Origin of the sequence: Montanilutibacter psychrotolerans, from assembly GCF_003719825.1 — a bacterium.
GTDB classification, from domain to species: domain Bacteria; phylum Pseudomonadota; class Gammaproteobacteria; order Xanthomonadales; family Xanthomonadaceae; genus Montanilutibacter; species Montanilutibacter psychrotolerans.
The window spans coordinates 115,902-130,317 of sequence record NZ_RIBS01000006.1; the positions used below are offsets into that span (position 1 = coordinate 115,902).

Annotated in this window: 12 protein-coding genes; 9 read left to right on the forward strand and 3 right to left on the reverse strand. The window is 69.5% G+C overall.

Going from position 1 to position 14,416, the window contains the following annotated elements:
• Window positions 1-52 precede the first annotated feature (52 nt).
• Window positions 53-658: a ribosome biogenesis GTP-binding protein YihA/YsxC gene (gene yihA, locus EER27_RS13305; RefSeq protein ID WP_123088611.1), complete on the reverse strand. Its 606-nt coding sequence runs from the start codon at window positions 656-658 to the stop codon at window positions 53-55.
• A 215-nt stretch (window positions 659-873) separates the two neighbouring features.
• On the opposite strand from yihA, the gene EER27_RS13310 reads away from it, so the two are divergent.
• From EER27_RS13310 to EER27_RS13325, 4 genes are all read left to right on the forward strand, one after another.
• Complete coding sequence (locus EER27_RS13310; protein WP_123088612.1) at window positions 874-1,746, forward strand: c-type cytochrome; 873 nt, start codon at window positions 874-876, stop codon at window positions 1,744-1,746.
• A gap of 202 nt (window positions 1,747-1,948) precedes the next feature.
• On the forward strand, window positions 1,949-2,599 hold the full coding sequence (locus EER27_RS13315) for a thiol:disulfide interchange protein DsbA/DsbL (protein WP_123088613.1): 651 nt from the start codon (window positions 1,949-1,951) through the stop codon (window positions 2,597-2,599).
• A gap of 95 nt (window positions 2,600-2,694) precedes the next feature.
• Window positions 2,695-3,540: a thiol:disulfide interchange protein DsbA/DsbL gene (locus tag EER27_RS13320; RefSeq protein ID WP_123088614.1), complete on the forward strand. Its 846-nt coding sequence runs from the start codon at window positions 2,695-2,697 to the stop codon at window positions 3,538-3,540.
• A gap of 21 nt (window positions 3,541-3,561) precedes the next feature.
• Window positions 3,562-4,335, forward strand: a complete 774-nt coding sequence (locus EER27_RS13325; RefSeq protein ID WP_123088615.1) for an endonuclease/exonuclease/phosphatase family protein — start codon at window positions 3,562-3,564, stop codon at window positions 4,333-4,335.
• A 314-nt stretch (window positions 4,336-4,649) separates the two neighbouring features.
• Here the strand turns inward: EER27_RS13325 and EER27_RS13330 are convergent, their stop codons facing one another.
• Complete coding sequence (locus tag EER27_RS13330) at window positions 4,650-7,568, reverse strand: TonB-dependent receptor (RefSeq protein WP_123088616.1); 2,919 nt, start codon at window positions 7,566-7,568, stop codon at window positions 4,650-4,652.
• Between the two features lie 218 nt (window positions 7,569-7,786).
• Complete coding sequence (locus EER27_RS13335; RefSeq protein ID WP_123088617.1) at window positions 7,787-8,587, reverse strand: sulfite exporter TauE/SafE family protein; 801 nt, start codon at window positions 8,585-8,587, stop codon at window positions 7,787-7,789.
• Between the two features lie 249 nt (window positions 8,588-8,836).
• On the opposite strand from EER27_RS13335, the gene EER27_RS13340 reads away from it, so the two are divergent.
• The 5 genes from EER27_RS13340 (at window position 8,837) to EER27_RS13360 (ending at window position 14,390) form a co-directional block, all read left to right on the forward strand.
• Complete coding sequence (locus EER27_RS13340) at window positions 8,837-10,789, forward strand: lytic transglycosylase domain-containing protein (protein ID WP_123088663.1); 1,953 nt, start codon at window positions 8,837-8,839, stop codon at window positions 10,787-10,789.
• Window positions 10,790-10,803: 14 nt separating this feature from the next.
• Window positions 10,804-11,703 (forward strand): complex I NDUFA9 subunit family protein, encoded by a 900-nt coding sequence (locus tag EER27_RS13345; RefSeq protein WP_123088618.1) that lies wholly within the window; start codon window positions 10,804-10,806, stop codon window positions 11,701-11,703.
• Window positions 11,704-11,801: 98 nt separating this feature from the next.
• Window positions 11,802-12,197, forward strand: a complete 396-nt coding sequence (locus EER27_RS13350; protein WP_223807331.1) for a PH domain-containing protein — start codon at window positions 11,802-11,804, stop codon at window positions 12,195-12,197.
• A gap of 135 nt (window positions 12,198-12,332) precedes the next feature.
• A complete protein-coding gene (locus EER27_RS13355; RefSeq protein WP_123088619.1) occupies window positions 12,333-13,580 on the forward strand; it encodes a multifunctional CCA addition/repair protein in 1,248 nt (415 codons plus the stop codon).
• A 273-nt stretch (window positions 13,581-13,853) separates the two neighbouring features.
• Window positions 13,854-14,390: a hypothetical protein gene (locus EER27_RS13360; protein WP_148041030.1), complete on the forward strand. Its 537-nt coding sequence runs from the start codon at window positions 13,854-13,856 to the stop codon at window positions 14,388-14,390.
• The last annotated feature ends 26 nt before the right edge of the window (window positions 14,391-14,416 follow it).

The following is a 14,416-nucleotide window of genomic DNA, read 5'->3' on the forward strand; positions in this document are numbered from 1 at the left end:
GACGGCAGCGCAGGCCGCGCCACCGCGGTGACACGACCCGCGATCGGCACGACTAGAGCTCCAGCCAGCCGCCGATGACCTTGCGTGCTTCTTCGACACCCTGCTTGGACTCGCCGGAGAACACCTGCACGCTGACCGCGTCGCGGTACTCGGCCTGCATCTCCTTGCGCACTGCCAGCATCGCGTTGCCCTGCGCGCCGCGGCCGAGCTTGTCGGCCTTGGTCAGGATCGCGTGCGCGGGCAGGCCGCGGCTGACCGCGTAACCCAGCATCTGGCGGTCGTATTCCTTCAGCGGATGGCGGATGTCCATCACCACCACCAGGCCCTTGAGGGCCTCCCGGGTGCGGAAGTACTGGTCGATGAAAGCCTGCCAGTGGGCCTGCAGGTCCTTGGGGACCTTGGCGTAGCCGTAGCCGGGCAGGTCGACCAGGTACTTGTCGGTGTGCGGGGGAATATCGAAGAACACCAGCTGCTGGGTGCGGCCGGGGGTCTTGGAGACGCGGGCCAGGGCGTTCTGGTGGCAGATGGCGTTGAGTGCGGTCGACTTGCCGGCATTGGAGCGGCCGGCGAACGCAACCTCGAAGCCGCCATCGGCGGGAAGCTGCTTGGCGTTGTGGGCCGCCAGCAGGTATTTGGCGCGAGCAAGGGGATTGGACATGCCACTAGGATCGCACGCCCGGGCCGGACAGGCGGCGCGCGCCGCGCTCGGCGCCCCCGGAAGGACCCCGACGGCCCGCCCAATCGGCCCGTCCGACGCCCTGTCGCCAAGGCCGGATGTACGCCGCGTTGACCCGATTGCGGGCCGCGACGATAATTCCGCGGTTCCGGCGGCCGCGTGGCGGTCTGCCGCCCCAGTGTTTCGGAGCCCAGCTAATGCGCCAAGCCCGCGTCCTCGGCCTTGTCGGCCTCGCCGCCCTCGCGGCTGCCGCCGTCGCCGTTGCCCAGACCACGGTCACCCCGATCCCGGACAAGGCTCCGGTCGAAACCGCCCCGCTCACCACGGCGCCGGAGAAGACCGTGTGGGGCGACGCCAAGGCCGGCGCGACCAAGGCCGGCACCTGCGCGGCTTGCCACGGCCTCGACGGCAACCCGACCGACCCGCAGTACCCGCGTCTGGCCGGCCAGAGCGAGCGCTACGTCGCCCACCAGATTGCCCTGTTCAAGAATGGCCAGCGCAACACCGGCATGGCAGCTGCCATGAAGCCGTTCGCCGACGCGCTCAGCGCCCAGGATGCGCGCGACATCGGCGCCTACTTCGCGACCCAGAAGCCGGGCGCGGGCGTTGCCGACGATGCCGTCATCACCAGCGGCCCGTACAAGGACATGAAGTTCTTCGAGGTTGGCCAGAAGCTGTTCCTGGCCGGTGACCAGGCGCGCGGCATCCCGGCCTGCATGGCCTGCCACGGCCCAGGCGGCGCCGGCAACCCCGGCCCGGCCTACCCGGCCATCGCCGGCCAGCAGGCGGCCTACACCCAGCGCCGTCTCGAGGAATACCGCGTCGGCACGACCACCCAGGCCGATCCGCAGCTGTTCAACGTGATGGCCACCGTCACCAAGCAGCTCAGCGACGAGGAAATCCGCGCGTTGTCGAGCTACCTGCAGGGTCTGCACCCGCGCGCCGACGACGTCGCCAGCACCGGCGCCAAGCCGGCGCCGGCCGCCCCGGCAGCGGCGCCTGCCCCGGCGGCGACCCCGGCCGCTCCGGCCCCGGAAGCCGCGCCCGAGGCTGCTGCCAAGGACGCGTGAACTTCCGCCGCTCGCGGCGGTCACAACCTGAACTCCTGTGTTCATTCACGCCGGCCGCACGCATTACGGCCGGCGTTTCTTTTTTCAGCACCGGCGTCCCGTGCCCCGGGCCGTCGACCGGAGCCACATTCCGCCCGGCCCGTCGCATGATGTCGCCGCCCCCCAACGCCCCACGTCTTCCGCTCCTGTCGAGGTCGCCCCGATGAAGTCGCGCCTGTTGCCGTTGTTCGCCGTCCTGCTGTCCGCCCTGTTGCCGCTGGCCGCGTTCGCGGCAGCACCGGCCGGCCCACCGCCCGTGGAAGGCGTGGACTACGTCGTGATCGAGGGCGGCACGCCTTACGCCCCGGTACGCGGCAAGGTCGAGGTGGTCGAGGTGTTCGGCTACACCTGTCCGCATTGCGCCCATTTCGAACCGCTGATCAGCGCGTGGAAGGCGCGTCAGCCGGCCAGCGTCAATGTCGTCGCGGTGGCGGCGCCGTTTGGCGGCTACTGGACCCCGTACGCCAAGGCGTTTTTCGCCGCGCAACATCACCGCGTTCTCGCCCGCAGTCACGTCGCGATGTTCGCGGCCCTGCACGATCAGCGCTCGCTGCCGATCCAGAACGCGTCCACCGAGCAGATCGCCGGGTTCTATGCCGCCTACGGCGTCCCGGCCAAGCGTTTCGCGGCGACGATGGAATCCCCCGCCACCGCCGCGGCCCTGCAACGCGCTCGCGACTTCATCACCGCCAGCGGCGTCGAAGGCACGCCGACGCTGATCGTCAACGGCAAGTACCGCGTGATCGGCAAAGGCCCCGAAGACACGCTACGCATCGCCGATCACCTGGTCGCGCGCGAACGCGCTGCACGATGAACCACGGCGCGCGAGCGCCGGTATCCTTGATCCGATTCGTCGCGTCCGTGCCCATCGCGTGACGCTGCCCCCATCGCCCTTGCGGAGATCCACCCATGACCTCGCGTCTGTCCGTCCTGCTCCTCGCCCTGCTGACCCTGTCCGCCTGCACCCAGCAGAGCGGCACGCCCGTCGCCGACGGCACCTCGCCGGCACCGACCGCTGAAACCGCTCCGGCCGCTGGCACCGAGGCCGCCCCGCCCGTGGCCGCCGAGCCCGAAGCCGCCCGGACGCCGGGTCCGATCGTCCCGCCGACCGGTCCCGAGCCGGTGGTCGGCACCGATTTCGTCGAAGTGGCCGGCGGCCAGCCGTTCCAGCCTGGCTCGGGCCAGATCGAAGTGGTCGAGGTGTTCGGCTACACCTGCCCGCATTGCGCCACGTTCGAGCCGATGATCGACGCGTGGCAGGCCAAGCTGCCGGCTGACGTCAAGTTCACCCCCATCGCCGCGCCCTTCGGCGGCTACTGGCTGCCCTACGCGAAGGCGTTCTACACCGCCGAATCGATGGGCCTGCTCCGCAAGACCCACACCCCGATGTTCAACGCCGTGCACATCGACCGCACGCTGCCGATCCAGGGCGTCACCGACGAGCAGATCGCCAGCTTCTACGCCAAGTACGGCGCCGACGCGAAGCAGTTCCAGAGCACCATGTCGAGCTTTGCCGTCGACGCCAAGCTCAAGCGCGCCGCGCAGTTCCTGCAGCGCACCGGTGTCGAGGCCACGCCGACGATCATCATCAACGGCAAGTACCGCGTGATCGGCAAGGGTCCGGATGACGCCCTGCGCATCGCCGAGCACCTGATCGCCCGCGAGCGCGCCGCAAACGCGACGACCGCACCGGCACCGGCCGCCGCCCCCGCCGACACGGCCTCCAGCGCCGCGGCGCCCGCCAACGGCGGCTGAGCCACTCCCGGTCCGGCCTGGATGACCACGACGGCGTTCGCGGCACAGCGGCTACGGCTGCTGAGCGCCAACATCCAGGCCGGCTCGAGCACGCGCGGTTACCACGACTACGTCGCGCGCAGCTGGTCGCACGTGTTGCCCGCCGGAAACAAGCGCGGCAGCCTCGACACGATCGCCCAGCTGGCTGGCGACTTCGACATTGTCGGCCTCAACGAAAGCGACCCGGGCAGTCTGCGCTCGGGCTTCACCAACCAGACCCACTACCTGGCCCAGCGCGGCGGCTTCGACTACTGGAGCCACCAGCCCAACCGCAGTGTCGGCGGGTTCGCCTCCAGCGCGAACGGACTGCTCAGCCGGCTCGAGCCGCGCGAGGTCATCGACCATTCCCTGCCCGGCCGCATCAGCGGTCGCGGCGTGCTGATCGCGCGCTTTGGCGATGGCGACGACGCGCTGACCGTGGCCATCGCGCACCTCTCGCTGGGCGCGGCCTCGCGCACCTCGCAACTGGCCTTCATCGCCGAACTGCTGCACGACCACCCGCACGCGGTGCTGATGGGCGATTTCAATTGCTCGGTCGACCGGCCCGAGATGCAGGCATTGTTCCGCCAGACGCGCCTGCAGCCCCCCGAATGCGCGGTGCCGACATTCCCCAGCTGGCGTCCGCAGCGCGCGATCGACCACATCCTGGTGGGCGACGGCCTGCGCTGCTCGAACGCGCGCGCGCTGCCGGCCGCCTTCTCCGACCACCTCGCGCTGTCGCTCGACCTGGACGTCCCGGAAGCAGCACTGCGCTGACCCCGGCGCGCGCCGCAACCGGCGAGGTCGTCTCGTCGGGAGCAGACGAGGTACCGCTTCGCACAGCCCACGGCTCGCGACCCGCGACCCGCGACACCTTCCCCCACGTCCCTCCACCCGCGCTTCGCCAGGCGACGCTTTCGGCTGCCCACGCTGTGCGGCTTACCTCGTCCTGCTCGTCCCACAAACAACAACGGCCGAGGGATGCCCCCGGCCGTTGTCGATGACGCATTGCCTGGCGCGGCAGCAACACCGCGTCGGTCACGACGGCCCCGGAGCCCGGGGCCATCGCCATCACACCATCGGGCACATTCTTAGAAGCGCAGGTCCGCGCGCACGTAGAAGTAGCGGCCGCCCGGGATGTCGTAGGTCGACGCGTCGTAGCCGTTGAGCGAGCACGACAGGCAGATCGGCGGGTCCTTGTCGAAGATGTTGTTGGCACCGGCGGTCAGCTGCAGGCCCTTGAGCCAGTCGAACTTGTAGCCCACCTGGAGGTCGTGGTACGTGATCGCCTCCAGCGTGTTGGTGCCCTCGGCGGGGTTGCTGCACACCGGGAACGCCGCCGCATCGCCGCACTGCTCCTCAAGCTCGGAGATGTGACGCATCGTCCAGCCCGCGGTCCAGGGGCCGTGCTTCCAGTCGATCGAGGTGTTGGAGGTCCACTCCGGGATCGCGCTGTCGGTGACTTCCACGCCCACCGTGCGCGGCTGGACCTGGCCGGCCGCGCCGATCGCTTCGTACTTGGTGACGAAGGTGTTCTGCCAGCTGACCTTGAACTGGCCGATCGAGCTTTCCGGCAGCGTCCAGAACACGTCCGCGTCCCAGCCATCGGTGCGGATGGTGCCGAGGTTGACCAGGCGGTTGTTGAAGCTGTTGATGCCGCCGACCGACGAACGGGTGATGCCGTTGCAGTAGGTGGGGTCGAGCGTCTGCACGCACAGGTTGAGCTGGGTCTGCGCGTCGATGGCCTGCACCGCGCCTTCGATCTCGTGCTTGTAGAACGTCAGCTCGAGGTCGAGGCGATCCGACCAGGACACATCGTTGGCGAAGCCCGGGCTGAACACCATGCCGGCGGTGAAGCTCTTGGCCGTTTCCGGATCGAGGTCGGGGTTGCCGCCCGTGGTCACGGAGATCTGCGCGTTGGTCTGCTCGGCACCCACCGGCACGCCCAGCGCCGCGCAGTTGGCAGCGTTGCCGGTCGCCGGCGAGCCGTCCAGGCCGATCAGGCAGGGATCGTCGATCTGCAGGTCGGCGCGGCTGGCCGAACCGAACAACTCGCCGATCGACGGCGCACGGAAGCCCTCGGCGTAGGTGGCGCGCAGCAGGAACTCATCGGCCACCTGCCAGCGCAGGCCGTACTTGGGCGTGAACTGGCCACCGAAGGTCGAGTAGTCCGAGTAGCGGCCGGCCAGGCTCAGGTCGAGGCTCTTGCCGAAGGCGCCATCGCGCATCAGCGGCACGTTGAACTCGACGTAGGCTTCGTTGACGTCGTACTCGCCCGAGGTCGGCAGCGACGGCACGCCGTTGTAGTGGTTGACCGGCGGGTTTCCGACGTAGTTGATCGGGTCGGGCGTGTACGAACCTTCGTACTTGCGGTACTCGTAGCCGGCCGCGAACGACAGCGGGCCGGCCCACATGTCGAACAGGTCGCCAGAGATGTTGGCCGTGACCTGGTGCAGCTTCTGTTCGCTGCGATCGCGCACGATCGGCTGGATCCACGCCAGCATGTCCGGGGTGATCGAGCCGCGGCCGCCGAACAGGTTCAACGGGACGCAACCGGGCGTGGCCGCGCAGATGGCCGGATCGCCGAGCGCCAAGGCGATGTTGAAGATGTTGTAGCTGCCGTAGTTGGTCTGCTCGGCTTCGTTGCGGCTGCTGGAGATGTTGGCATCCCACGACCAGCCGTTGCCGAAGCTGCCTTCGATGCCGGCGCCGATGTACTGGGTGTCGACCTTCTGCTCGAAGCGACGGGGGCCGCCTTCGACCGGACGGCGGGCCAGCAGGACCAGCGTGGTTTCGTTCTGCGGGGTGTTGGGATCGTCAACCGAGACCAGGTCGAAGCCGAACGGGTTGTACGGGTTCAGGGCCGAGATCGTGATGTTGTCGGCGAACGGATTGCCGGTGCCCGCGTCGGCGCCCAGGAAGATCGGCTCGGGTGCGGCCTGGTTCGTCGATTCGCGACGGTTGACCAGGGCCTTCACGTAGCCCTGCAGGTTGTCGTTGAAGAAGTAGCGGAACTGGCCGAACACGCCCATGCGCTTGGACGGCGTCAGCAGCAGGTTGAACTCGGAGAACGCAAACCGGTCGGCCGTGGTGAAGCAGTGGTAGCTGTCGGTGCGTGCGCAACCGGTCTGCGACGGGTCGTAGGTCGGGTCACTGTCGCCGGCGTTGGGCGCCAGGCTCAGCGTCTGCCCGGTGTTGGGGTCGGTGATGACGAAGCGGCCGTCCGGGGTCGCCGAGCTGCCGAAGGTCAGGCCAGTGCCCGGAATCGGAAAGCGCGACTGCTCGCGGGTCCTGGATTCGATCTTCTTCTGCTCGACGTAGCTGGCACCGACGAAGAAGTTGCTGTTCTCGCCGTTCTTGCCCCAGCCCAGGTCGACGCCGGTCAGGGTGCCGTCGCCTTCGCCGTACTCGCCGAGGTTGAGCGAAATCTGACCGCCTTCGAAGTTGCGACGGGTGATGATGTTGACCACGCCGGCGATCGCGTCCGAGCCGTACAGCGAGGACGCGCCGTCTTCGAGGATCTCGATGCGCTCGACCAGCGCCAGCGGGATGGTGTTGAGGTCGGTCGCCGCGCCCACGCCCGAGGCGGAGGATTCGTTGACCCAGCGCATGCCGTCGACCAGCACGAGGACGCGCTTGGGACCGAGGTTGCGCAGGTCGACCTGGGCCGAGCCGGCGCCGACACCGTCGCCGTTGGGCGAGAAGCCGAAGTTGCCCGAGGAGTTGAACTTGGTGTTGAGCGCCGAGCCCGAACCCGTCAGTTCCTGGACGATGTCGCCGATGGAGGTCAGGCCGGTCTTCTCGATGTCCGCACGACTCAGGGTCTGAACCGGGGTCTGGCTTTCGATCTCGGCCTTCTTGATGCGCGTACCCGTGACCTGGATGGTGTCCAGCGTCTTGGTATCACTGGTTGCGGGTGTTGCTTCCTGCGCGGCTACCAGGCCGGGCAAGGTGAGCAACAGGGACAACTGGATGGCCTTGGCCAATGTCTGGCGGCGCAGCGCTTTCATCGACTTCTCTCTCCCTGAACGTTCGAAATGGCGTTTGTCGACCGTACCCCCCGGGCCACGGCGTCACGAGGTTGTAAACAATTCGTGAAGCCGCCACAAGCGGCAAAGTCACCAAGGCCGTCGGCTATTGACGGACGGCATGCCCGGCAAGTACCCACCGCCGGGTAGCGAAACCCCCGGGAGAGACGGGGCTGGCTGGCCAGTCGAGGGCTTTGGGATCAGGCGCCCATCAGCAGGCTGGCGCCAACGCTGACCAGGAACAGCGCGAAGACCCGCTTGAGCGTGTCGCCCGACAGGTGGTGGGCCAGGCGCGTGCCGTACGGCGCGGCCACGACCGAGGCCAAGGCCACACCGATCGCGGCGGGCAGGTAGACGTAGCCGATCGCGTGCGAGGGCAGCGCCCCGGGCGGTGCATGGAGGGCATAGCCGAACGCGCTGGCCAGGCCGATCGCGATGCCGCACGCCGACGAGGTGCCCACCGCCCGCACCGGCACCACGCCGCGCCAGACCAGCAACGGCACCGTCATGCTGCCGCCGCCGATTCCGACGACGGCCGACAGTGCGCCGATGCCGAGCCCGGCCGTGGTCATCAGCGGCCCTTGCGGCGTGGGCTGCACGCCATCGAGCGATGGCCGCGACTTGCTGAAGGTCAATTGCGCGGCCGCCACCAGGCAATAGCCGGCGACGATGTAACGCAGCACGTCGTCGTCGACCTTCACCGCCACGCCGCTGCCAAGCCACCCACCCAGCAGGAGGCCCGGCACCATCCACGCCACGGTCGGCCATAGCACGCTGCCGCGTCCGGCATGCGCGCGCGCCGATGCCGCCGCGGTCATCACGATGCTGGCCAGCGAGCTGGCGAGCGCGGCGTGCATGGCCGCCTCCTGCGGCACACCCAGCAGTGGCAGCAGCCACGCCAGCGCCGCCACCAGCACCAACCCACCACCGACGCCCAGCAGGCCTGCGAGCACGCCGGCGATGGCACCGAGCACGGGGAAGAGCAACCAGGTCAGGGGCATGGGTGGCCGTCGGGACGAGTGATGGAAGGGTGAGACGGGTGCGTCGATGTCGCTTCGATTGTGCCTGAGCGCGCCGAGGCATCGATCGGGATGCGTTCGCAACGCCAGTTCCTGCGCTCGGTCGCCATCCGTAAATTCGCTGCGCGCTATAGTCCGCCGATGCTTCCGCCCCCCCTTCGCATCGCCATCGCGGCACTCATCACCCTGTTCGGCACCAGCGCCTGCGCCGATGTCGGATCGACGTCGTCGATGGCCACCGCCGCGGCCGCCGCTCCAGCCGCCACGCGATCGGCGCCGCCTGCGCGCGTGGACGCGCTGTTGCCGCGCGTGCGGCTTGCGCTCGACGCCGCCGAACGCGGCGACTACGACGCCGCCCAGTACGCCGACATCGTCCGCCACCCGCTGCAGGGCTGGGTCGAGTACGCCGCCCTGCGGCACAACATCGACGCCGTCCCGGCCAGCCAGGCACAGGCCTTCCTCAGCCGTTATGCCGGCCAGCCGGTGGCCGCGGTGTTCCGCGATGCCTGGCTGGCGGCGTTGGCGCGGCGGGAGGACTGGACGACCTTCGCCACCGCGTGGCAAGCGCCGGCCGAGGCCAGCAGCGCCAACCTCGGCCTGCGCTGCGCCGAACTCACCGCCCGCCAGGTCCTGGGCCGCGCCGACGCGCGGTGGACGAGCGACGTGCAGGCGATCTGGCGCGGCAACGGCCAATCGCTCCCGGACGGCTGCGACGCGCCGATCGCGGTACTGGCCGCACAGGGAGGGCTGACGCCGGAGCTGCGCTGGGAACGTTTCGACCGCGCCGCGCAGGCCCTGCAACCGGCGGTCATGCGCAGTGTCGCGCGCGGCCTGCCCAGCGCCGATCAGGCCCTGGCCGAGGACTACGCCGCCTTCATCGCCGCGCCGCATCCGCGGGCGCTGAACTGGCCCAAGACAGCGCGAAGCCGACTGGTCGCCTCGCACGGCCTGGCGAAGCTGGCCAAGGATTCACCGGCCAGCGCCGAGGCACAGTTGCCCCGTTACGCCGATGCACTGGGTTTCGACGAAGCCGATCGCGGCCGTGTGCTGTACCCCATCGCACTGTGGACGGTGGCTTCGTACGAGCCAGACTCCGCTCGCCGCCTCAATGCGGTGCCTGCGGCCAGCTACGACGACAAACTCCACGAGTGGCGCGCACGCGAAGCGATGGCGCGTTCGGACTGGGCCGCCGCGCTCACGGCCATCCGCGCCATGCCCGAGCCGCAGCGCAGCGATTCGCGCTGGCAGTACTTCGAGGCGCGCCTGGCCGAGAAGACCGGCGACCAGGCCACCGCCACGCGCCTGTACCGCCTGGCGGCAACCAAACCCGAGTTCCACGGCTTTCTCGCCGCCGACCGCGTGCGCGCCGACTACGCGCTGTGCCCGCTCGATACCGATGCCGGCAGCACGGTGATTGCCGCCGTGGCGCGCGATCCCTCGCTCGATCGCGCGATCGCGCTGCACCAGCTTGGTCGCAACAGCTGGGCGGTACGCGAATGGAGCGACATGATCTCGCGCCTGGACGCCAATCAACGGCGTGTCGCGGTCGACATCGCCCAGGCCAGCGGCTGGTTCGATCGCGCCGTGTTCGGACTGGGCAAGGCACCCGAGGACCTTCGCCACTACCGTCTGCGTTTTCCGCTGCACCACGACGCCACCATCCGCCGTGAAGCGGCGACCAACCGCCTCGACCCGGCCTGGGTCGCCGCGGAGATCCGCGCCGAAAGCGTGTTCGATCCGAACGCGCGCTCGGGCGCCAACGCGATGGGCCTGATGCAGGTGGTGCCGGCCACCGGCGCCGCGGTTGCCGCCCGTCTCGGCCTGCCGTGGGGCGGCGCGGCCAGCCTGTACGACGCCGACACCAACATCGTGCTCGGCACGGCCTACCTGCGACAGTTGCTCGACCAGTACGGCGGCCAGCCTTACCAGGTGCTCGCCGGCTACAACGCCGGACCCGCACCGCTGGCACGCTGGCAGTCGCAGCGTCCCGGCATGGACCCGGATTTCTGGATCGAGACGATCAGCTACAAGGAGACTCGCGACTACGTCGCCCGCGTGCTGGCATTCAGCGTGGTCTACGACTGGCGCCTCAATGGCGATGCGCTGACGCTGAGCGAGCGCATGCGCGGGCGCCTGGACGCACCGCGCAAACGCTTCATCTGCCCCGCCACCGCGGCCAACTGAGCGAGGACACGCGCATGCACGCAGGTCACGTCGTGGTCCTGGGCGGCACCGGGTTCGTCGGTCGCCATCTCGTCCCGCACCTGCTCGCCGCAGGCCATCGCGTCACCGTGCTCAGCCGCGGCGGTGACCCCGCCAAGCGTGCGGCGATGTCGCGCGCGGCCAGCCTGCGCGAGGGCGATCCGCTCGATGTGGGCTTCCTGCGCGGTGCGTTCGACGACGCCGACGCCGTGGTCAACCTGACCGGCATCCTCAACGAGCGCGGCGACAACGGGCGCGGATTCGAACAGGTGTTCGTCGGCATCACCGAAGCGGTGATCGCCGCCATGCGCGCCGCCGGCGTACGGCGCTTGCTGCAGATGAGCGCGCTCAACGCAGGTCCCGCCGAGAGCCACTACCTGCGTGCGCGCGGCGAGGCCGAGCAACGCGTGCGCAGCAGCGCACTGGACTGGACGCTGTTCCGACCCTCGGTGATCGCCGGCCCCGGCGACGGCCTGTTCTGCCGGTTCGACGCCTTGCTCAGGCACTTGCCGGTACTGCCGATCGGCCGCGCCGACGCACGCTTCCAGCCGGTCTGGGTCGACGACGTCGCGGCGGCCTTCGTGCGCGCCCTCGCCGACGACACCACGATCGGCAAGCGCTACGACCTGGTGGGTCCGCAGGTGATGAGCCTGTCGGACATCGTCAAGGCGACCGCGCGCGCACGCGGCCGCACGCGGCTGGTGCTGGCGCTGCCAAACGCGCTCGGCCGGCTGCAGGCGAACATCGGCGAGTTCCTGCCCGGAAAACCGATCAGCCGCGACAACTGGCGCGCGCTGCAGCTCGATTCGGTCAGCGCCGACAACGGCCTGCCGCGGTTGAAGATCACACCGACCGACGTGCTGGCGCGCCTGGGCGAGATCCTTCCGGAGCGATAGCGCCGCCCCACGCACGGCGGGCCCGCGCGGGCACCGACGCAGGTCCGGCGCGCATGGGCGACAATCGACAGCGACGGTCGCCACGCGATCGGCACTCGATGACCAAGGAGATTGCGATGGGCCTGCTCGACACACTGCTCGGCCACGCCGGCGAAAAATCCACCGACAAGGTCGGCGACGACTTCGCCCCGCTGCTCGCGCCTGGCGAGACGGTGCAGCGCGCGTTCGGCGAGATCCGCGACCTGATCGTGTTCACCGACCGACGCCTGATCCTGGTCGACAAACAGGGCGTGACCGGTCGCAAGACCGAGTTCCTGAGCCTGCCCTACCGCAGCATCGTGATGTTCTCGCTGGAGACCGCCGGGCATTTCGACCTGGAGTCCGAACTGCGCGTGTGGGTGTCGGGCCAGCCCGCGCCGATCACCCGGCACCTGGGCCGCAGTTCCGGCGCGGAAGACATCATCGCGCTGCTGGCGCAGAACTCGCCGCGCTGACGGCGGTCGGTGGCGGGTCACGGCAACCGTGCACGACCCGCGATCCCGGGCGGCCGGCACACAGGCCGTCGCCGCACACCCTGTTCCCGCTTTGCACGCCCTGCCATTCACCTGCCGCCGTCCACCATCGATGCCATGAAGACCTACCTCGTCGGCGGTGCCGTCCGCGATTCCCTGCTTGGCCGAGAACCCGGCGATCGCGACTACGTCGTGGTCGGGCAGGACCCGGCCGCGATGGAGGCAGCGGGGTTCAAGCCCGTTGGTCGCGACTTCCCCGTGTTCTTGCATCCGGACACGGGCGAGGAGTACGCACTGGCGCGAACCGAGCGCAAGTCCGGACGAGGCTATCGCGGCTTCGTCGTCGACGCCGATCCGTCGGTGACGCTCGAGGAAGATCTCGGCCGCCGCGATTTCACGATCAACGCGATCGCCCGGGAACTCCACGACGACGGCAGCCCCGGCGTGCTGGTCGATCCGCACGGCGGCGTGCGCGACCTGGAAGCGCGGCTTCTGCGCCACGTCGGCCCGGCGTTCGAGGAGGATCCGTTGCGTGTGCTGCGCGCGGCCCGCTTCATGGCGCGTTTTGCGCCGATGGGTTTTCGTGTCGCCGACGAGACGATGGCACTCATGCGGCGCATGGCCGCGTCGGGCGAGCTGTCGGAGCTGGTGCCCGAGCGCGTGTGGCAGGAGCTGCGCCGCGCGCTCGCCAGTGAGCGGCCCTCCGCCTTCCTGCGCACCCTGCACGACGCCCACGCGCTTGGCCCGGTGTTGCCCGAGCTGGAGGCGCTGTACGGCGTGCCGCAACGCGCCGAATTCCATCCTGAGGTCGATACCGGCGTGCACGTCGAGATGGTCTGCGACATGGCCGCGCAACTCGCGCCCGGCGACGATCTGATCGGCTTCGCCGCACTCACTCACGACCTGGGCAAGGCGCTGACGCCCGAGCACGTACTGCCCGGACACATCGGCCACGAGCAGGCAGGCATTGCGCCGCTGCAGGCGCTGTGCACGCGCCTGCGCGTTCCAGTCGAACACCACCAACTCGCGCGGATCGCCTGCATCGAGCACCTCAACGTGCACCGCTTCGATCAGCTTCGCGCGTCGACCGTGGTCGATCTGATCGGTCGCTGCGACGGCTTCCGCAAGCCCGAGCGGATCGCGCAGCTGGCACGCGTGTGCGAAGCCGACAAGCGCGGACGCGGCGGTAATGACACAGCCGACTACCCGCAGGCGCGCGCCTTGCTGGCTGCGCACGCGGCGGCGATGCGCGTTCGCGCCAGCGATCTGTCGCCGAATCTCACCGGCGCGGCAATCGGCGAAGGCATGCGTCGCGCGCGGATCGCCGCCGTGACGGCCAATCGCGCCAACGACGTGGACGCGTAAGGCGCAACGATCGCCTTCGCCTGCCGGCGTGCGACCGGCGCGGACACTGCAGACGCATTCGATGATCGGACGCCGGCCTTCGCGCGCCGACACCGCAACCGTGCGTCGCCTCGCTGGCCGTCAGCAGCGATCACCGACGTCTAACAGGATGGGCCCTCGACCACGAACGCATGCAGCGCGATGGCATGCGGCCCGCCGCCGGGATCGCGCCCGCACACCCTGTACCCACGCAAGCGCGTCGCGCTGGCGCAGGCGCGCGCCATGGAGAACGACATGAAACGGATGTTGAATCGGATGTTGATTCGGATGTTGATGATCGCAGCGCTGCTGGTTTCCGCGAATACGCTGGCCACACCGCCGGGCTGGTCGGACACGAGCACCGCTGCGGCGACCGGCTACTGCCTGGCCAAGCACCCCTACCTCAGCCTCGCCACCGGCGCCTTCACCAGTGATGGCTACGAAGTCGTGGCACCGCCCGGCGTGGTCGGCGCGGTGCGGCGAAACTACATGTACAGCCGCACGTCGACCACCGCCGACGAAGGGCGTTTCAACAGCTGCGCGGCGGCGTGCAAGCAGTTCGGGCGGCAGTACGCTCCGACCTACAGCGGCGTGCCGCTGCGCCAGCAGGTGCGTTGGGGCACCGGCGTCACGCTGATCACCAGCGGCATCGGCGACATCGGCGCGCTGGCAATGCGCGATCGCGACTTCTACCTGGGCCACGATGTGGTGGCCGGCTTCTGGTCGCGCGGCAACACCTGGCACGAGAGCGATGTCGCGCAGGCGGATTACTGCTGCTGCCAGGCACGTTGATCCCGTCGTCGACGCACACGGCCGCC